Raw genomic sequence first — 17,913 nt, forward strand, 5'->3', positions numbered from 1 at the left:
GAAAACAGAATGAAGAATATAGAAAATAGATTGGAAAATAAGATGGAAGACAGAAGCGGATTAGTGAATTTTTTCTCAACAAAATGCTTCTACGTTCTTTTGACTATTTTCTGTTCTCTTGCAGCAAATGCTCAATGCGCCATGTGTCGTGCAGCACTTGGAGGAGATTCAAACATAAAAAAAGCAGAAGCAGTAAATAACGGTATAGTTTATTTGATGGTCGTCCCTTATTTGCTTGTAGCAGTAATTGGTTATTTGATTTATAGAATGTACCAGTCAAAAAAGAAAAAAGCAGAATAATTTTATTCTGCTTTTTTCTTTGTTCTATTTCAATCCATCTACGGAAACATTCACAGTTCCGTTTATTTTAATAAAAGCGATAATCGCCTGATTGGTTAGTTGGATCTTATCAAACTGAATGTCTTCCATTTTTCCATTTACAAAAACACCAGGCATTGGAGAGTAGTTTTTAAGATAAGTTGCCATGCTTTTTTTACCTTCCTCTAAATTAGGCTGTATCGAGTAACGACAGCTTTCTTCCATTTTTCTTAATATGTAGCCTTGTCCAAGCCAGCTTGCAGTTCTCATTAATCTGCTTTTTGTATCTAAAACGTAATCAAGTTTTTCGAAATAAATTTCTTTAGTCTGAGGATTGTATTGTGGAAACCCGTTTAAATAAAGAGTTCCGTTTATAGAGCCCAAAACATCAAGCGCAATTACCATTTTTCCGTTTTTATGCCAGATAGATACATTTTTGACCGTTATTTTTTTGGTTCCTGATCCAAATTCCTGTCCGGCAAAATTTTTGGTCATAATTTTCGAAGCATCAATATAAGTTGAAATTGCAGCAATATTAGCCGAAATCTGATTAGGGATTTTAGTAACAGGTTTCAAAATAATTTTACTGGCGCTGAATTTGGATTCCGGTTGTTTGCCTACAATAGTTTCCATATTGCATTTCATTCCCATATCCAATAAAAACGAATCATTTTTAAGCTTTGCGTTTGTAGAATAGATTTCAACAGGAACAATTCGTAACCAGCTTTCATACGTATCGCTCATCTGAAAAGGAGTACAGATTTTTTCTAAAGCCGTTAAAACATTCGGTTTAAAATCCATCGATTTTTCGATCGCTTCATCTATTTTCTTTTCAATCTTAGATTTAAAAATAGAAATTGCCGGATTAACAAGATAAGTTATTGGCATACTTTTTCCAAAGACTAGCATTGTCGGGCTTTCGCTCCAGTCTAATGATTTGAAAGCAGTTTTAGTATTTAATTTCCAGTTCGTCAGCGCTACATCGCTTGATAAAGTAATTACTCCATTCAGGTTAAATTCTCTGACATCATAAAGTTCAACGCCCAATTGTTTAGTACCAATTCTATATTTGATTGTTGCTTTTAATGGCAAAATTGTTTTTATTTTTTTATCCGGATTCGCTGGGTCATTTAGAATTTTTATAGGTGCTTGTTTCCAGATCTTCATTTCGATATCATCGTCCTCGATGTTGTTATCTTCATATATCAAACCATTCAGTAAAGAATTGGTTTGGTTTTCAATATCCCTGAGTTTTATTGTTATGGGTAAATTGATAAACGAAGGATTTGCTTCGTATACTAAAGGACTTGCGTCGTCCGGTTCCGGTTTTAAGGTTTCTAATTTTTGAGATGTAGAACAGCTGCTTATAGCAGTAAGTACCGTGAATAAAGAGATAATTGAAAAAAACTTCATTGTTAAGATTTTTTTTAGTGATGCAAAATTAAGAAAACAATTATATTATCTTAAAAAAGTGTAACATTTGATAAATAATTGAGTCTTATTGTAATAACTAAACGAAATTATTAACGTTTTCTTATCATATTTTACTTAATAAAAATGTTATTATTGTTTTAAAATTTAACAATACCATGATCGAAATAAAAGATTTACATAAGTCCTATAAAATGGGAAATTCAAAATTGCATGTCTTAAAAGGGATTAACTTTAATATCGCAGAAGGTGAATTAGTTGCGATTATGGGATCTTCAGGATCTGGGAAATCGACACTTTTAAATATTTTAGGAATTCTCGATGAAGCAGATTCTGGTAGTTATATTTTAGATAATACACCAATTAAAAATCTAAATGAAACGATAGCTTCGAGATATAGAAATAAATTTTTAGGATTTGTATTTCAATCGTTCAACTTAATAAATTATAAAACTGCCCTTGATAACGTTGCTATGCCCTTGTATTATCAAGGTGTAAAGAGAAAAGAACGTTATGATATTGCGATGAAATATCTAGAAAAAGTGGGTCTGGGAACACATTCTCATCATTTACCAAATGAACTTTCCGGAGGTCAAAAACAACGTGTTGCAATCGCAAGAGCTTTAGCTTCGAACCCTAAAGTTTTATTGGCAGATGAGCCAACAGGAGCTTTGGATACTAAAACTTCGTATGAAGTTATGGAGCTTATCCAGGGAATTAATGATGAGGGCAAAACAATTTTGATTGTTACCCATGAACCGGATATTGCTGCAATGTGCAAAAGAAATGTAGTCCTGAAAGACGGATTGATTATCGATGATAAAATGGTAGAACAAGTTAGAGCTTCATCTTATGTTTAATATTGAGCGTTGGCAGGAAATATTTGAGGCAATCTCCAAAAACAGGTTAAGAACATTTCTTACCGGAGTTTCTGTAGCTTCAGGTATATTTATTTTGGTAATCTTGCTTGGTGCAGGTCAGGGACTTCAAAACGGAATTCAAAAACAATTCGAACAGGATGCTGTTGGGATTATTATCGTTTGGTCCGGTACTACAACAAAAGCATACAAAGGATTAAATCCGGGGAGACAAGTTCAGTTTAGAGATGGTGATTATAAAGAATCTGTACAAAAATTTGAAGATAAATTAGATTTGAGAGCCGCGACCTATAACTTTTGGGGTGGTGCGTTTTCTTATGGTAAAGAATCTGGAAGTTATCAGTTCAGAGGAGTTGATCCTGATTTTGCAGGTGTAGAAAATATTACTATTGTTCAGGGAAGGTTTGTCAATAGTAAAGATCTTGCTAATAATGAGAAAGTAGCTGCTATTGGGATGAAAGTGAAAACAGATTTGTTTAAAGATGCTGACCCTTTAGGAAAAGAGATTTTAATTAATAATGTCAATTTCAAAGTAGTAGGGGTTTTTACAGATCCCGGCGGAGAAAGAGAGGAAGCAAGAGCTTATTTACCCAAAACGACCGTGCAAAGAGCTTTTGGAGTAGGAGATAAGATAAGTAATCTGTTTTTTACTTTAAAAAAGACAGATAACTATGATGCGGCATTAGCACAATCTCAAAAATTCACCCAGGATTTAAAGGACTTACTTAAGAGTAGAAACACAGTTGCTCCCACTGATGATGGCGGAGTTGGTGTTTACAACTCTGTAGAAGAAGGAAAAAAGTTTTATGATTTAAATCTTTATATCAGATTATTTTTCTGGTGGGTTGGTATTTGCACTATTATTGCCGGAGTTGTAGGAGTAAGTAATATCATGCTTATTATAGTAAAAGAAAGAACGAAGGAAATTGGAATCAGAAAAGCGTTGGGAGCTTCGCCGATTTCTATTATTTCGATGATACTTCACGAATCTATTTTTATTACCACTATTGCTGGTTTTGTTGGATTATTGGCAAGTTTGTTATTGTTAGAATTTGTAGGCCCAATGATTAAAAGTGAATATTTTGTAAATCCTTCGGTAGATTTCGGTGTTGCATTAACAACATTGGCATTACTTGTCTTTGCAGGGGCACTTGCTGGATTTTTCCCAGCATACAGAGCGGCCAAAATAAAACCTATTGTAGCACTTAGAGACGAATAATTATGTTTAAGAAAGATAATTGGGACGAGATTTTAGAGGCTTTAACAGCCAACGTATTCAGAACGGTCCTAACTGCATTTGGAGTATTTTGGGGAATTTTTATTCTGGTAATATTACTTGCTGTGGGAAAAGGGCTTGAGAATGGAGTGAAAAAAGATTTTGACGGAATAGCAACTAATACAATGTTTATGTGGAGTCAGACCACATCAAAAGCATATAAAGGTTTGCCTAAAACACGCCGTTATGATTTTAGAAATAGTGATGTTGCGGCCTTGAGAGCTGCTTTTCCGGATTTATTATATGTTTCGCCAAGAAACCAATTGGGAAATTCTAATAGCGGAACCAATAATGTGGTACGTGGTACAAAAACATCTGCCTTTGCTGTTTATGGGGATTACCCTGAACTGATCAAGCAACAGCCAATGGATATTATAAAAGGACGTTTTGTAAATCAACAGGATATTCTCGAAAGACGAAAAGTAGCGGTGATTGGAAAAGGGGTTATCAGTGACCTTTATGGAAAAGAAGAAGAAGCTGTTGGCACTTATATAAAAATTAACGGAATCAATTTTATGGTTGTGGGAGTTTATAATTCTAAACAAACCGGTGGGAATGCAGAGGAAGAGCAAAAGAATATATTTGTGCCCTTTACTACTTTTCAGCAAGCTTTTAATTATGGAGACAAAGTAGGCTGGATGGCTCTTACAGCCATAGATGAAGTTTCGATTACAGATTTGAAACCAAAAATTTTAGATCAGATGAAAGTGCTTCATTCCATACATCCAAAGGACGATCGTGCTATTGGAAATTATGATATGTACGAACAATTTGGAAAAGTACAAAGTTTGTTTGATATCTTAAATTTCATTGCTTATTTTGTAGGATCTTTAGTTTTGATTTCTGGTGTAATCGGAATCTCCAATATTATGCTGATTGTAGTTAAAGAACGTACCAAAGAAATCGGAATCCGCAGAGCATTAGGAGCTACCCCCGGAGCAATTCGTGGTCAGATTTTATCTGAATCTATTTTTTTGACTATTATCTCAGGAATGTTTGGTGTTGCTGTAGCAACTGGAGTTGTAGCTGTCCTGAATATGTTCTTAGATTCAATGCCTGCAGGAAATAATACCATGTTTGCTAACCCAAGCGTAGATTTAAGAGTAGTATTTGTTGCATTATTAATATTAGTAGGGTCTGGTTTGCTGGCAGGATTTATTCCGGCACAGACCGCAATTAATGTAAAGCCCGTAGATGCTTTACGAACAGAATAAATTATCAATCAAAATATAATCGATTAAACCAAAAACAAAATGAAAAAAGGAGTAACCGTAACCATTTTAATCTTCATTGCTATAGTTTTCTTTGGCGCACTATATTATTTGTACGCTAAAAATCAACAATCTCCAATTGTTTTTCAAACTGAAAAAGCAGAGGTTAAAACGATCGTAAAAACGGCAATTGCAACCGGAAACATTCAGCCTGATGAAGAAGTTCTCATCAAACCTAATATCTCAGGTATTATCGAAGAAGTGTATATCAAAGCAGGAGAAAAAATCAAAGCTGGCGATATGATTGCCAAAATTAGAGTTGTGGCTAATGTGTCTAATGTAAGCAGTACACAAAATCAGGTACAAACGGCTAAAATTGCTTTAGACAATCAGGAAAAAATCTACAAAAGACAAAAAACCTTATTTGATAAAGATGTAATTTCTGCAAATGATTTTGATGCAGCCCAATTGTCTTATACACAGGCAAAACAAAACTATCTGGCTGCGAAACAAAGTTTAGATATCGTAAAAACAGGTACAACAACCTCACTGGGAAATTATGCAAATACCTTAATTCGTTCTACAGTAACAGGAATGGTTTTAGCAGTTCCTGTAAAAGTAGGAAATCAGGTTATTGAAAGTAATAACTTTAATGAAGGAACTACAATTGCAAGTGTTGCAGATGTTGGAAGAATGATTTTTATTGGAAAAATTGATGAATCTGAAGTAGGTAAAATCAAAGAAAAAATGCCAATTGAGATTACAGTTGGAGCGATCGAAAATAAAAAGTTCGAAGCAGTTTTGACTGATATAGCTCCAAAAGGAGTAGTAGAAAATGGTGCTATTCAGTTTGAAATAAAAGCCAAATTAGAAAATAGAGACGCAACTTTTATCAGAGCCGGTTTGAGTGCAAATGCTTCTATTATTTTAGAGAAAGCGGATAAGGTTTTAGCAATAAAAGAATCATTAGTTCAATTTGATAAAAAAACTCAAAAGCCATATGTTGAAATTGAAACCGCTTCGAAGAAATTTCAAAGAAGAGATTTAGTTTTAGGTGTTAGCGACGGAATTTATGTTCAGGTTAAAAGCGGAATTACATCTTCGGATAAAATTAAGATCTGGAATCAGGGATTGATTAATGAAGGAGAGAAAAAATAATTTGAAAGTATAAAAGAGTTTTTGGGGTTTAAAATGTTAAATTTGCGTAGCATCTTCTGCTATGCTTTCATTCAAAATATATGAAAATAAATAAATATAATAGTCTTGTTTTTGCCCTCTTGTTTGGGCTTGGTTTATCAGCTCAGGTACAATCGAAAAAATGGACATTAGAGGAATGTGTGCGTTATGCATTAGATAATAATATTACTATAAAATTATCAGAGTTAGATGTTAAAAATGCTGCGATTGATAAAAAAGGAGCATTGGGAAGTTTTCTTCCAGCAGTAAGCGGAACTGCTTCTCATTCCTGGAATATTGGTTTGAACGTTAATCCCGTGACCAATATTGCTACCACTCAAACGACACAATATTCTTCATTAGGAGCTAATGCAGGTATTGATATTTACAAAGGTTTGCAAAATCAAAACACTTATAGAAGAGCAAAACTTTCCATTATAGCATCGCAATATCAATTGCTGAAAATGCAGGAAGATATTTCGCTAAATGTGGCCAATGCATTTTTGGAAATCCTTTTTAATAAAGAAAACTTAAAAGTAAAAAAAGAACAATTATTGATTGATCAGAAACGTTTGGCACGTTCTCAGGAAATGGTGAATGCAGGAACAATTCCGCGTGGTGATCTATATGATTTGAAAGCTACTGAAGCTACTGATCAACAAGGTATAATTATTGCTGAAAACAGTTTGTTAATTTCTAAATTAAGTTTGGCACAGCTTTTACAATTAAAAGAGTTTACGGATTTTGATGTTGTAGATGATACAACTGCCAAGGATGAAAATAATATTCTGGCACAAACTCCAACTGATATTTACAATAAGGCAAAAGAAATAAGAACAGAATTGAAGCTGGCACAAACGAATCTTGAAATTGCAGAGAAAAGTGTTGCTATTGCAAAAGGTGCTTTTCAGCCAACACTTAGGGGTTTTTATCAATTTAGTACAAGTGCAAGTTACAGCGATAGACTTATCGGAACTGATGGGAGTGGAAACCCAGTTTATGCAGGACCACATTCTGTTTTAGATCAGTTTAGTGATAACAAAGGACACAATTTTGGTTTTCAGCTAAATGTTCCTATTTTTAATGGCTTTTCAGTTAGAAATAATGTAGAAAGAAACAAGGTAAGTTTAGATAAATCTAAAATAGATTTAGAACAAAAAAGTTTAGATTTGCAACGTAACGTTTACACTGCTTTTACAGATGCAAAAGGAGCATTGAATACTTACGAATCATCAACTGTAACTTTAGAAGCAAGACAACAAGCTTACAACTATGCAAAAGAAAAGTACGATGTAGGTTTGATGAATTCATTCGATTTTACACAAGCTCAGACATTGTTAACCAATGCACAGTCAGATGTTATCAGAACAAAATACGATTACATGTTTAAAATAAAAATACTTGAATTCTATTTTGGAATTCCAATTGTCCCAATTATCACAAAATAATTTATTATGTCAAAAAAAACAATTTATTTCTTACTTGGTGGTGCTTTAGTTCTTATTATAGCATTAGTTAGTCTTTCGAAAGCAGGTGTAATAGGAAATAAAGATGAAGGGAAAGAAGTAGAAGTATCGAAAGTAATAGCTTCAACTATTGTGGAGACCGTTTCTGCAACAGGAAAAATTCAACCTGAAATCGAAGTAAAACTTTCTTCTATGGTTTCAGGCGAAATTATTGCCTTGAATGTAAAAGAAGGCCAGGTGGTTAAAAAAGGTGATTTGCTGGTTAAAATAAACCCGGATTTGTATACTTCAGGTTTAGACAGATCTCTTGCTAATTTATCAGGAACCAAAGCTGGTTTGACACAGTCTGAGGCTAGTTACAAGGAAGCGAAAGCAAGTTATGAGCGTAATAAAACATTATACGATAAAGGCGTAATCTCAAAATCAGATTGGGATAAAGCAATTTCTACTTATGAAGTAGCAAAAGCGACAAAACAAAATGCTTATTTTAATGTTCAAAGTGCTTCGGCATCTGTTACTGAAGCAAAAGATAATTTAGGACGTACCTTAATTTATGCACCTGCTGATGGAACAATTTCAGTATTAAATGTAGAATTAGGAGAGCGCGTTTTAGGAACGCAACAAATGGCAGGAACAGAGCTTTTAAGAGTAGCGAACCTAAACAACATGGAAGTTGAAGTTGATGTTAACGAAAATGATATTGTAAAAGTTAAAATTGGTGATGAAGCAAATGTCGAAGTTGATGCCTATTTAAAAAAGAAGTTTAAAGGTACTGTAACCAGTATTTCGAACTCAGCAAGTACAACCCTGACATCAGATCAGGTAACCAATTTTAAAGTTAAAGTTCGTATTTTAAAAGAATCATATCAGGATTTATTAGAAGGTAAACCTGATACATATTCGCCTTTTAGGCCTGGGATGACAGCAACTGTTGATATTATTACAAAAACAAAAGATAATGTTCTGGCAGTGCCTATTAGTGCCGTTGTTGTAAAATCTGATACCACCGCTGTGAAGAATGTTAAGATTGAAGAACCAAGCGATGATAAAAAAGTAACACCCAAAAGCGATAAGAAATTTGAGTGTGTTTTTGTAAAAGAAGGTGATAAGGCTAAAATTAGAATCATTAAGACAGGTATTCAGGATGATACCAATATTGAAGTGATGTCAGGATTAAAACCTGGAGATGTCGTGATTACCGGACCTTATACAACAGTTTCTAAAGAACTGAATTCCGGCGATAAAGTGAAGCTTAGAAAAGCAGATTTACCTAAGAAATAAATAAAAAATATCTTTAAGATAGTATCATCCTAAGAGTTCCGAGATTATGGAACACTTAGGATGATACAAATAATTAATTAAAAAAAATAAATACTTTGTCTTTTATTCTCAATATAGAAACTGCTACCAAAAATTGCTCCGTGTCCATTGCCAAAAACGGAGAAACAATTATATGTAAAGAAATTGCCGAAGAAGGATATTCTCATGCTGAAAAATTGCATGTTTTTATTGAAGAAGTAATTGCAGAGGCAGAAATTACAGTTCAGGATCTGGTTGCTGTTGCAGTAAGTCAGGGACCGGGTTCTTACACCGGTTTACGTATTGGAGTATCTGCAGCAAAAGGATTATGTTATGCATTAAATATTCCTTTGATCGCAATTGATACTTTGCAGACATTAGCTTCTCAGGCAAATGTTGCCGAAGGTAAAATTATTCCGATGATTGATGCAAGAAGAATGGAAGTGTATAGTGAAATTTTTACTGCAGATTTAGAAATTGAAAGACCAATTGAGGCTGAAATTATTACAGAAGATTCTTTTAAGGATTTTACCGAAACAATCTATTTTGTGGGTGATTGTGCTGAGAAATGTAAAACTGTTTTAACTAGAGAAAACTTTGTATTTTTAGAAGAAATCAAATATCCCTCTGCTGCTGCAATGAGTAAAATCAGTTACAATAAATACCAAAAAAGCGACACTGTAGATGTCGCTTATTTTGAACCTTATTATTTAAAAGATTTTATGATGGCACCTCCATCAAAAAAACAATAATCCAATTTTATTTTTCAATTGTAAACGGCTGAAATGAAATTCCGGCTTCGTCTAAAGCTATTTTGCAATTTTCTAAAGTATCAGAAAAGACAGATCCGTAATCTGCTTTTTTTGCCCACGGGCGCACTGCAAAATCAACAGAATTTGCCGTTAGGTTTTTTACAAAAACTTCCGGTGCCGGATTTTTAAGCACTTTAGGATTACTGTTTAAAACACCCAGAAGGACTTCTTTTGCTTTTTTGATATCAGATTCGTATGAAACTGAAAATGTAAAATCGGCTCTTCGTTCTCCCTGCATAGAATAATTGATGATAGTTCCGTTTGATAAAGCGCCATTGGGCACAAATACGGTTTGATTGTTACCCATAAGCATCTTGGTAACAAAGATCTGAATTTCTACTACTGTTCCTGCAATACCTTGGGCTTCGATCGTATCTCCAACTTTAAAAGGTTTGAAAACGATAATTAGCATTCCTCCGGCAAAATTAGAAAGGGAACCCTGCAATGATAAACCTACCGCAAGTCCCATTGCTCCTAAAATGGCAACAAATGAGGAAGTTCCGATTCCAAGTTTGTCAATAACTGTTACAAATAATAAAATTCGGAGTGCCCATATTAAGATGTCCGAAAGAAACCTTGTTAAGGTAGGATCTAAATTTCTTTTGACCATCACTTTCGTGATAATTCTGTTTATTAATCTGATGGCATAGATACCAACAAATAAAATAATAAAAGCCGAAATTAATTTAGGCGAATAATCCACCAGTACGTCAATAAATTTAGTGAGGTAGCTGCTAACCTGATCAGGATTCATGTTCATGTTTTTTCGAATAAAAAAAACCTTCCCAAAGGAGAAGGCATATTAATACTGCAAATATAGAACTATTTATTTTTATAAGAAAAAATGAGCTTCTATTCCTTAACAGGGATAGGATCAATAATTTGGTCAGCTGTAGTTTCAGTTTTTGCGCTAATATCAGCTACCGTTTCAGAAGCAACTGCTTTAGTATCACTGGTTAGTTCACTTGCCTTTTCTTTTACAGAATCGATTACATCACTTAATGAATCTGATGCTTTTTCGACATATTCACTTACAATTTCTTTAGCATTATGTGCATATTCTGATGCATTGTCAAGAATTGGTTCAGAAGCTTCTTTTACTTTTGCGATAGTTTCTTCTGCAAAAGTTTCTGCCTTCTCGATGTAAGGAGTAGCAGCTTCCTTAACTTGTTCAAATGTAGTTTCGGCTTGTGTTGCCAAATCAGAAGCAGAATCTTTGGCCGTGCCAAATAAATTCTTAAAAAATGAAGATAATCCCATGGTTTTATATTGATTAGTTTAGAATACAATATTAACTGTTTTTATAATAAGAATGAGATAATAATTTATTGATAATTAGGCAGATATACGTTTAACGAAAAAAGCGCCTGCCAAATGGCAAACGCTTTTCCTATTTTACTAAAATAAATTTTTATGCATTTATAGCTTCCACTTTAATAGCCTCATCGTTTAACATACTTTTCAGCATATTTTCGATTCCGCTTTTTAAAGTAAAAGTAGAAGACGGACAACCGCTGCAAGCACCTTGTAGAATTACTTTTACCGTTTTGTCATCTTCATTATAAGAGTCAAAAGCAATATTTCCACCATCAGCCGCAACTGCCGGTTTTACATATTCTTCCAGAATATTAATGATTTGCTGCGATGTAGTATCTAGTTTGTCAAATGCTTCATCTTTAGTAATATCATTTTTAGTTGCCACTTCGATTAAGTTTTCATCCAAAACAGTTCCTCCGTTTTCGATAAATTGCTTAATAAAAGTTCTTACTTCCAATGTAATTTCATCCCAGTCGTTGATGTCATATTTAGTTACCGAAATATAGTTCTCATCAATAAAAACTTCTTTTACATAAGGAAATTTAAACAATTCCTTAGCCAATGGCGAAGAAGCAGTCTGATCTATGTTTTTATATTCAATAGCATTTTTAGTCAACATTCTGCTAACCACAAATTTTAATGCAGCAGGATTTGGTGTTGTTTCCCCGTAAACAGTAATAGGTTGTTTTTTAGGTTGGTTTTCATCCACTTTTATAATAACACCGCCTTTATCTACAAATGAAGTAATTTGCTCAGCAACAGCATCTTTTACATCATCCCATTCAACAATACTATATCTTTCGATAGCGATAAAATTTCCTGAGATATAGACTGTTTTTACAAATGGAAGATAAAATAATTGTTGTGCTAATGGTGATGCCTCGGCTTCATCAATATTTTTAAATTCGAAGTTTTGATTTTTTGTAATGAAATCTTCAAATTCAAACTTTAGTATAGCTGGATTTTGAGTTTCTTTTATGGTGATTTTTGTCATGATTTGTAATTTTTCACAAATTTAGTAAAGTTATTTTCTACTAATACCTATATTTGATTTTTTAATAAAATAATTAAGACTCTTTTCAAATAAATCGTATTAAATTATGAGAGTCTAAAAAATATTTAAACAAAATTGCCTTTATGGAATTTAAAATCAGGGTTTTATTTATTTTTCTCATAACAACATTTTATTCATATTCGCAAGAAGGAATTCCAGTTTACTCTGATTATTTATCAGATAACTACTACCTGATTCACCCCTCGATGGCGGGCGCTGCCAATTGTGCAAAAATAAGATTGACAGCCAGAAAACAATGGTTTGGTCAGGATGATGCACCGGCATTGCAAACCTTAACTTTTAACGGAAAAGTGGGAGAACGCTCAGGAGCCGGAATTATTATTTTTAATGATAAAAATGGTTACCATTCGCAAAAAGGAGTAAAGCTTACTTATGCTCATCATATCATGTTTTCGAGAGATGAACTCGATTTAAATCAGCTGTCTTTTGGTATTAGCGGGGGATTAATTCAAAGCCAGCTGGATGAAACCAAATTTGGAGGGACTTTTGATCCAATCGTTTTTGGTTCTATTCAAAAAGATTCCTATTTCAATGTTGATTTTGGAGCATCCTATAATTATCTTGATTTTTATGCCCATGCTACTGTACAGGGATTATTGGAAACCAGAAGAGAGTTGTATACGGATTATGAAAGTGATAACTTAAGAAAGTTTCTTTTTAGTGCCGGATATGTTTTTGGTAAAAGAGAGAATATTACCTGGGAACCATCGATTTTGCTTCAGATATTTGATAAAACGAAGCAGAAAACAATTGATTTCAACATGAAAGCTTACAAAAATATGGATTTTGGAAGTTTGTGGGCAGCATTGTCTTACAGAAGAAGTTTTGATGGTGCACAATACAGTACAGCAAGTGGTGTATCGGGTCAGAAATTGCAATACATTACACCTATAATAGGTTTAAATTATAATAATTTTATGTTTGCTTACACGTATTCACAAGTGACAGGCAATGTGAAATTTGATACTGGAGGATACCATCAAATTACTTTAGGAATCAATTTATTTTGTAAAAAGGAACGTTACGATTGTAATTGTCCCGCCATTAACTAAAATTTTTATTATGCTGATTAAATCTGTAAACGGAAAAACACCTTCTATTCCTGAGGATTGTTATGTTGCTGAAAATGCCACAATTGTTGGTGATGTTGTATTTGGGGATTCTTGCAGTGTTTGGTTTAATGCTGTTATCCGCGGAGATGTTAATTTTATATCGATAGGAAATAAGGTTAATATTCAGGACGGAGCTATTATTCATTGTACCTATCAAAAACATCCTACGATTATTGGTAATAATGTTTCTATAGGACATAATGCAATTGTGCACGGATGTACTATTCATGACAATGTTCTGATAGGAATGGGCGCCATCGTAATGGATAATTGTGTTGTAGAAAGTAATTCGATTATAGCTGCCGGTGCAGTTGTTACACAAAATACAGTTGTAGCTTCCGGGACTATTTATGCGGGCGTTCCGGCAAAGAAAGTAAAAGACATTGATCAATCAGATTTTGCAGGCGAAATTGAACGTATTTCGAACAATTATGTCATGTATTCAGGTTGGTTTAAAAACGAAGAATAAGCTAAAATCTCCAAAATAAAAAAATCCCAAATTCCAAAGATGTTTGACTTCTTATTGGAATTTGGGATTTTTTGTTTATTGGAATTTGACGATTTATAAATTGATTCTTTCGAAAAAAGAATTTTTATAGCTTTCGCTTATCGGAATTCGTTTGTCGCTAATCAAAACTTTATTTTTTTGTATTGATTTTACGTGTTTTATATTAATGATATAAGACCTGTGAATTCGGGAGAACCCTTTGCTTGAAAGTAAATTTTCCAGCTTTATTAAACTAATTAAAGTTAATGTGAATTTATTATCTGTGGTGTAAATTTTGACGTAATCTTTTAAACCTTCGATAAATAAAATATCCGAAAAATTCATTTTTACATTTTCGTATTCAGCCCTTACAAACATAAAATCCTGTTCCAGTTCAGGTGCAGTAGTACTTTCAGAAATGGCTTGGATGTTTGTTGACGGATTTAAAACCTGCTGCGCTCTGACAACTGATTTTAAGAAGCGGTGAAATGGAATTGGTTTTACCAGATAATCAACAGCTCCAAGATTAAAACCTTCAACGGCATAATCAGAATAAGCTGTTGTAAAAATTACTAAAGGTTTTTTCTCGATTGTATTCAGGAAATCAATTCCTGAAAAATGAGGCATCTCAATGTCAAGAAAAATCAAATCGACACTGTTCTGATTGATAAAGGAAACAGCATCAATAGCATTATTAAAAGTACTTATCAGTTCAAGTGAATCTACCTTTCGAACAAAATCTTCTAATAATTCAACTGCTAAAGGCTCATCGTCTATAATTACACATTTCATTTGCTAAGGTTTTGAATTTAAATTTTGCTTTGGCAGTCAAAAGTAGTTTTAAACCAGTAAATTAAGTTTTAAAATTATCATAAAATACTGATTAAGCCTTAATTATGTGTTTACCGTGATGGTTTTGCTTAGTGTGTAACCGTCTGTAAGATTGCCTGTTAGCGTCGCTAATTCATCGGCTAAACTATCTGAGAAAACATTGTCTCTTGTGTTTGATGTGTCAGCCTGACCGTGTGCAACATAGTTTTCGCTCGAATAAACAGTACTCGAAACGGTTTCAGGAAAAGCAATTTGTGTTACTAAAAGTGATGTGCCGTTAGTGCTTAGAACTTCAATATGCACATGAGGTGCCCTGCCCTGATACCAACCCGGGAAAATCGAAATAAACGAAACTTCTCCTTTTGAATTGGTGGTTTGTCTTCCTCTCAAAAAATGAACCGATGTATAATCTTTTGGCTGCATTGATGTCCCGCCATATTCAGAATAATTACCATCTTTATCACAATGCCAAACGTCAACTAAAACGCCTGATAGTGGTGAACAGTTATTATTTTTATTCTCGATTACTAAGTTTATAAGTAAAGCAACTCCAATTCGGTCTGATTTTATATTTTCTAGAACCAACTGACTTGGGGTTTTGATAGGGAATGGGCCTTTTGTTTCTGATGGGGAAACAGTGCAGCTTCCGTCTTCTGAAGAGCTGGAGCCGCTATCATCATGATCGTTTTTAGAACAGGATTCTAATAGTTTAGAAGCTGTTGCTAACGAAGCAATTCCTAAAATACTATTTCGGATAAATTTTTTTCTGTCCATAGTCAGCTTAATTAATTTATTGCAGTTTGAATTTTATCTAATTTTAAATTCAGATGTACACGGTAATATTGATTGTCCTGTGTTATGCTAAGTTCGTGAGCGTTTGGATAAAGCAAGTCCAGTCGATTTTGAATATTAACAAGTCCAATTCCCGAGTTTTCAGGATCTTTAACATAATTTTCGATCGTATTTTCGATCCAGAAATCAAGCGTGTTTTCGAGAATAAAAATTTTGATTTTTACATGGGCGGCACCTTTGTAATCCGTTCCATATTTAAAAGCATTTTCAACAAACGAAATCAATAACAAGGGTTCGATAAACTTGTTCCTGGTATCGCCATGAACATTGATAAAGATATCTTCGATATTGTTAAGTCTGAGCTTTTGTAACTCTATATAATTCTGAATATAATTGACTTCTTTTTCTAAAGCCACCGTTTTATTGTCAGTTTCATACAGCATATAGCGCATCAATTCTGATAATGTAACAATGGCATCAGGGACCAAATCAGATTTTTTGTGTGCCAGAGAATAGATACTATTTAATGAATTGAATAAAAAATGCGGATTAGTTTGTTTGCGTAAATAGATCAATTCAGTATTTGTTCGATGTGTTTCGGCAATTAACTTGTTTTGCTGATTGTTATAAAACTCTGTAAGCGTTCTAATAACGGCACTTATGGTAATAATTAAAATATAGAAAAATGAAGGGCCAATTTTAAAGAATAAAGGTGGCCTTGTTGCCAACGACATTGGTTTGAATCTTTTGTTTTTTAAAAACAGTTTAAGTTCTTCCGGAGGCGGCATCATTCGTGTCCTTGCAAACTTAATTTCAGGAATAAAATAATTAATTCTGATAATCATAAACAGCAGGATCACAGCAAAAACAAAAGTAAAATAAAGCCAGTATTTTTTCTCTAAAAGCAAGACAGGTACCAAATAAAAATAGTTCAGATAAAACAAAATAATTCCAGTAGTCCATTGTACATAAAAATCATTGTTGATCGCAAACGGACTTTCATAAAATTCAATTAATGAAGTCAGGATAAAGAATAACCAGATGATACTATGGAATAGAATTTTATTTGAGCTTGTATTTTTGATAATGTCTAGTGTCATTTATAATTTAATTTTTAATAAAATTAAATCATTTTTGGTTATGGTTGGTGATATGTTGTTGTTGAGTTTCTCTACAACTAAATGACCTACTTTTAAAGCATCACTTTCTGTCGAAAAACTTTTGTTATCGTTTATGACTGGAATAATAGCCTGCTTGATGATGATTTTGTTCTTTGTAGCGATCGAATAACCCCAACCTGACGTAGTTTTGAAGGCTTCGATTTTAAAAGTTTCATTTTTCGCACAGGCTAAAAATTGTAAAATAAGTATCGCAAGCAATACATTCTTCTGGATTTTACCCCAGAAGAATTGTTTTTGAATGTTAATTGTCATTGTCATTTTGCTCTTCTAGAGGTTTAAATTCCCAGGTATCATCAAAGTAAGTAGAACCCACTCTGCCCAGCATATAAAAACCACGATTATTGATTGCAAACCCAACAGCATCTGTTCTGGTAGCACCTTCCATAGGAGTTCTTTCTACCCATAAATCCGTTGCAGGATTGTATTCCCAGATTGTTTTTATGCTTTCTCCACCCACAACATAACCTAATCCGTTCATTGAAAAACCAGAGGCATTCGAACGAACGATTGCATAATCGTCATTGTAAGTGTAGTCGTCATCAGTATTTTTATTGATGTCACGTTTTCTGGTCCATACTTCAGTAGCGGGATCAAATTCCCAGAAATCTTCCTGATAAACAGCATTGTTGCTTCCTGTTACTAAATAAGCTTTATCACCAATTACAAAAGTGGTAGCATTACGTCTTTTGTTTCCTCCAAATCCATTTACCAATGTCCATGAGTTTGTCAGGTCATTGTATTGATAGAAATCTTTTAGGTAATTCCCATCATATCCAGTTCCAAAATAAGCTTTTCCTCCCGCTTGAAAACCTACCGCACCAAAGCGGCCTGTTCCGGCAAAATCAGTTTTTTGAGTCCAGCTATTACTGGTAGGATCGTATTGATAAAAATCTTTCAATCTATTTGTTCCATCATATCCAAGACCAACATAACCTTTCTCGTTAAGCGTAAAACTAGATGCAGAACTTCTTCCAACTCCTGAAAAATCCGCCTTTTGTTCCCAATAGTCTCCAGAAGAATTATATGACCATAAATCTTTTAAATATACATCTCCCGTGTAACCTGTCGCTACATAAGCATAATCCCCAATAACAAAACTGGTTGCACTAGATCTGGCAGGTCCGTCAAATGCTGATTTTTTTACCCAGTTCCCCATTAAATCATCATCATCATTGTCGTTACTGCAGCCTATAAAAAAAAGACCGGAAAACAATGCCGAGAATAATATTCCTTTTTTAAAATTATTCATAG

At 33.7% G+C, this 17,913-nt stretch carries 19 protein-coding genes; 10 read left to right on the forward strand and 9 right to left on the reverse strand.

What is annotated here, in order from left to right:
• The first annotated feature begins 9 nt into the window (after nucleotides 1-9).
• A complete protein-coding gene (locus QLQ94_RS08485; protein ID WP_271336799.1) occupies nucleotides 10-300 on the forward strand; it encodes a hypothetical protein in 291 nt (96 codons plus the stop codon).
• Nucleotides 301-324: 24 nt separating this feature from the next.
• Here the strand turns inward: QLQ94_RS08485 and QLQ94_RS08490 are convergent, their stop codons facing one another.
• Nucleotides 325-1,731, reverse strand: coding sequence for a DUF4403 family protein (locus tag QLQ94_RS08490; RefSeq protein ID WP_271336798.1), 1,407 nt, complete (start codon nucleotides 1,729-1,731; stop codon nucleotides 325-327).
• 176 nt (nucleotides 1,732-1,907) lie between these two features.
• On the opposite strand from QLQ94_RS08490, the gene QLQ94_RS08495 reads away from it, so the two are divergent.
• The 7 genes from QLQ94_RS08495 to tsaB all read left to right on the forward strand — a co-directional run bounded on the left by QLQ94_RS08495 (nucleotide 1,908) and on the right by tsaB (nucleotide 9,807).
• Nucleotides 1,908-2,609, forward strand: a complete 702-nt coding sequence (locus QLQ94_RS08495) for an ABC transporter ATP-binding protein (RefSeq protein WP_271336797.1) — start codon at nucleotides 1,908-1,910, stop codon at nucleotides 2,607-2,609.
• The gene (locus QLQ94_RS08500; protein ID WP_271336796.1) at nucleotides 2,602-3,846 is read left to right on the forward strand and encodes an ABC transporter permease; all 1,245 of its coding nucleotides are present in this window, start codon (nucleotides 2,602-2,604) and stop codon (nucleotides 3,844-3,846) included. Before QLQ94_RS08495 ends, QLQ94_RS08500 begins: the two co-directional genes overlap by 8 nt.
• A gap of 2 nt (nucleotides 3,847-3,848) precedes the next feature.
• Entirely contained in the window at nucleotides 3,849-5,117 is a 1,269-nt protein-coding gene (locus tag QLQ94_RS08505; RefSeq protein ID WP_271336795.1) for an ABC transporter permease, read from the forward strand.
• Nucleotides 5,118-5,156: 39 nt separating this feature from the next.
• On the forward strand, nucleotides 5,157-6,272 hold the full coding sequence (locus QLQ94_RS08510; protein ID WP_271336794.1) for an efflux RND transporter periplasmic adaptor subunit: 1,116 nt from the start codon (nucleotides 5,157-5,159) through the stop codon (nucleotides 6,270-6,272).
• Between the two features lie 80 nt (nucleotides 6,273-6,352).
• Nucleotides 6,353-7,738, forward strand: a complete 1,386-nt coding sequence (locus tag QLQ94_RS08515; protein ID WP_271336793.1) for a TolC family protein — start codon at nucleotides 6,353-6,355, stop codon at nucleotides 7,736-7,738.
• 6 nt (nucleotides 7,739-7,744) lie between these two features.
• Nucleotides 7,745-9,037, forward strand: a complete 1,293-nt coding sequence (locus QLQ94_RS08520) for an efflux RND transporter periplasmic adaptor subunit (RefSeq protein ID WP_271336792.1) — start codon at nucleotides 7,745-7,747, stop codon at nucleotides 9,035-9,037.
• 95 nt (nucleotides 9,038-9,132) lie between these two features.
• Nucleotides 9,133-9,807 carry a tRNA (adenosine(37)-N6)-threonylcarbamoyltransferase complex dimerization subunit type 1 TsaB gene (gene tsaB, locus QLQ94_RS08525; RefSeq protein WP_271336791.1) on the forward strand — a complete coding sequence of 225 codons (675 nt, stop codon included), beginning with the start codon at nucleotides 9,133-9,135 and terminating at the stop codon, nucleotides 9,805-9,807.
• 7 nt (nucleotides 9,808-9,814) lie between these two features.
• Here tsaB and QLQ94_RS08530 read toward each other — a convergent pair whose 3' ends face one another.
• The 3 genes from QLQ94_RS08530 to QLQ94_RS08540 form a co-directional block, all read right to left on the reverse strand.
• On the reverse strand, nucleotides 9,815-10,627 hold the full coding sequence (locus tag QLQ94_RS08530) for a mechanosensitive ion channel family protein (RefSeq protein WP_271336790.1): 813 nt from the start codon (nucleotides 10,625-10,627) through the stop codon (nucleotides 9,815-9,817).
• 92 nt (nucleotides 10,628-10,719) lie between these two features.
• On the reverse strand, nucleotides 10,720-11,127 hold the full coding sequence (locus QLQ94_RS08535) for a YtxH domain-containing protein (RefSeq protein ID WP_271336789.1): 408 nt from the start codon (nucleotides 11,125-11,127) through the stop codon (nucleotides 10,720-10,722).
• A gap of 151 nt (nucleotides 11,128-11,278) precedes the next feature.
• Nucleotides 11,279-12,178 (reverse strand): NifU family protein, encoded by a 900-nt coding sequence (locus QLQ94_RS08540; RefSeq protein WP_271336788.1) that lies wholly within the window; start codon nucleotides 12,176-12,178, stop codon nucleotides 11,279-11,281.
• Between the two features lie 143 nt (nucleotides 12,179-12,321).
• On the opposite strand from QLQ94_RS08540, the gene QLQ94_RS08545 reads away from it, so the two are divergent.
• Together QLQ94_RS08545 and QLQ94_RS08550 are read left to right on the forward strand one after the other, a co-directional pair.
• Nucleotides 12,322-13,311, forward strand: coding sequence for a PorP/SprF family type IX secretion system membrane protein (locus QLQ94_RS08545; RefSeq protein ID WP_271336787.1), 990 nt, complete (start codon nucleotides 12,322-12,324; stop codon nucleotides 13,309-13,311).
• Nucleotides 13,312-13,321: 10 nt separating this feature from the next.
• Nucleotides 13,322-13,840 (forward strand): gamma carbonic anhydrase family protein, encoded by a 519-nt coding sequence (locus QLQ94_RS08550; protein ID WP_271336786.1) that lies wholly within the window; start codon nucleotides 13,322-13,324, stop codon nucleotides 13,838-13,840.
• A gap of 93 nt (nucleotides 13,841-13,933) precedes the next feature.
• On the opposite strand, the gene QLQ94_RS08555 is transcribed toward QLQ94_RS08550, so the two are convergent.
• The 5 genes from QLQ94_RS08555 to QLQ94_RS08575 all read right to left on the reverse strand — a co-directional run bounded on the left by QLQ94_RS08555 (nucleotide 13,934) and on the right by QLQ94_RS08575 (nucleotide 17,911).
• Nucleotides 13,934-14,650: a LytR/AlgR family response regulator transcription factor gene (locus tag QLQ94_RS08555; protein WP_271336785.1), complete on the reverse strand. Its 717-nt coding sequence runs from the start codon at nucleotides 14,648-14,650 to the stop codon at nucleotides 13,934-13,936.
• 102 nt (nucleotides 14,651-14,752) lie between these two features.
• Nucleotides 14,753-15,463, reverse strand: a complete 711-nt coding sequence (locus tag QLQ94_RS08560; RefSeq protein ID WP_482499517.1) for a dioxygenase family protein — start codon at nucleotides 15,461-15,463, stop codon at nucleotides 14,753-14,755.
• Nucleotides 15,464-15,474: 11 nt separating this feature from the next.
• The gene (locus QLQ94_RS08565; protein WP_271336783.1) at nucleotides 15,475-16,581 is read right to left on the reverse strand and encodes a sensor histidine kinase; all 1,107 of its coding nucleotides are present in this window, start codon (nucleotides 16,579-16,581) and stop codon (nucleotides 15,475-15,477) included.
• A complete protein-coding gene (locus QLQ94_RS08570; RefSeq protein WP_271336782.1) occupies nucleotides 16,582-16,914 on the reverse strand; it encodes a DUF4907 domain-containing protein in 333 nt (110 codons plus the stop codon).
• A complete protein-coding gene (locus QLQ94_RS08575; RefSeq protein WP_271336781.1) occupies nucleotides 16,904-17,911 on the reverse strand; it encodes a Kelch repeat-containing protein in 1,008 nt (335 codons plus the stop codon). Before QLQ94_RS08575 ends, QLQ94_RS08570 begins: the two co-directional genes overlap by 11 nt.
• Nucleotides 17,912-17,913 lie beyond the last annotated feature (2 nt).

The sequence above is a fragment of the Flavobacterium sp. B114r genome (assembly GCF_056824125.1).

What these genes read in the sequence shown, in the direction of transcription:
- QLQ94_RS08485 (WP_271336799.1), top strand. Translation starts at nt 10, where the DNA reads ATGAAGAATATAGAAAATAGATTGGAAAATAAGATGGAAGACAGAAGC.
- QLQ94_RS08490 (WP_271336798.1), bottom strand. Translation starts at nt 1,731, where the DNA reads ATGAAGTTTTTTTCAATTATCTCTTTATTCACGGTACTTACTGCTATA.
- QLQ94_RS08495 (WP_271336797.1), top strand. Translation starts at nt 1,908, where the DNA reads ATGATCGAAATAAAAGATTTACATAAGTCCTATAAAATGGGAAATTCA.
- QLQ94_RS08500 (WP_271336796.1), top strand. Translation starts at nt 2,602, where the DNA reads ATGTTTAATATTGAGCGTTGGCAGGAAATATTTGAGGCAATCTCCAAA.
- QLQ94_RS08505 (WP_271336795.1), top strand. Translation starts at nt 3,849, where the DNA reads ATGTTTAAGAAAGATAATTGGGACGAGATTTTAGAGGCTTTAACAGCC.
- QLQ94_RS08510 (WP_271336794.1), top strand. Translation starts at nt 5,157, where the DNA reads ATGAAAAAAGGAGTAACCGTAACCATTTTAATCTTCATTGCTATAGTT.
- QLQ94_RS08515 (WP_271336793.1), top strand. Translation starts at nt 6,353, where the DNA reads ATGAAAATAAATAAATATAATAGTCTTGTTTTTGCCCTCTTGTTTGGG.
- QLQ94_RS08520 (WP_271336792.1), top strand. Translation starts at nt 7,745, where the DNA reads ATGTCAAAAAAAACAATTTATTTCTTACTTGGTGGTGCTTTAGTTCTT.
- QLQ94_RS08530 (WP_271336790.1), bottom strand. Translation starts at nt 10,627, where the DNA reads ATGAACATGAATCCTGATCAGGTTAGCAGCTACCTCACTAAATTTATT.
- QLQ94_RS08535 (WP_271336789.1), bottom strand. Translation starts at nt 11,127, where the DNA reads ATGGGATTATCTTCATTTTTTAAGAATTTATTTGGCACGGCCAAAGAT.
- QLQ94_RS08540 (WP_271336788.1), bottom strand. Translation starts at nt 12,178, where the DNA reads ATGACAAAAATCACCATAAAAGAAACTCAAAATCCAGCTATACTAAAG.
- QLQ94_RS08545 (WP_271336787.1), top strand. Translation starts at nt 12,322, where the DNA reads ATGGAATTTAAAATCAGGGTTTTATTTATTTTTCTCATAACAACATTT.
- QLQ94_RS08550 (WP_271336786.1), top strand. Translation starts at nt 13,322, where the DNA reads ATGCTGATTAAATCTGTAAACGGAAAAACACCTTCTATTCCTGAGGAT.
- QLQ94_RS08555 (WP_271336785.1), bottom strand. Translation starts at nt 14,650, where the DNA reads ATGAAATGTGTAATTATAGACGATGAGCCTTTAGCAGTTGAATTATTA.
- QLQ94_RS08560 (WP_482499517.1), bottom strand. Translation starts at nt 15,463, where the DNA reads ATGGACAGAAAAAAATTTATCCGAAATAGTATTTTAGGAATTGCTTCG.
- QLQ94_RS08565 (WP_271336783.1), bottom strand. Translation starts at nt 16,581, where the DNA reads ATGACACTAGACATTATCAAAAATACAAGCTCAAATAAAATTCTATTC.
- QLQ94_RS08570 (WP_271336782.1), bottom strand. Translation starts at nt 16,914, where the DNA reads ATGACAATTAACATTCAAAAACAATTCTTCTGGGGTAAAATCCAGAAG.
- QLQ94_RS08575 (WP_271336781.1), bottom strand. Translation starts at nt 17,911, where the DNA reads ATGAATAATTTTAAAAAAGGAATATTATTCTCGGCATTGTTTTCCGGT.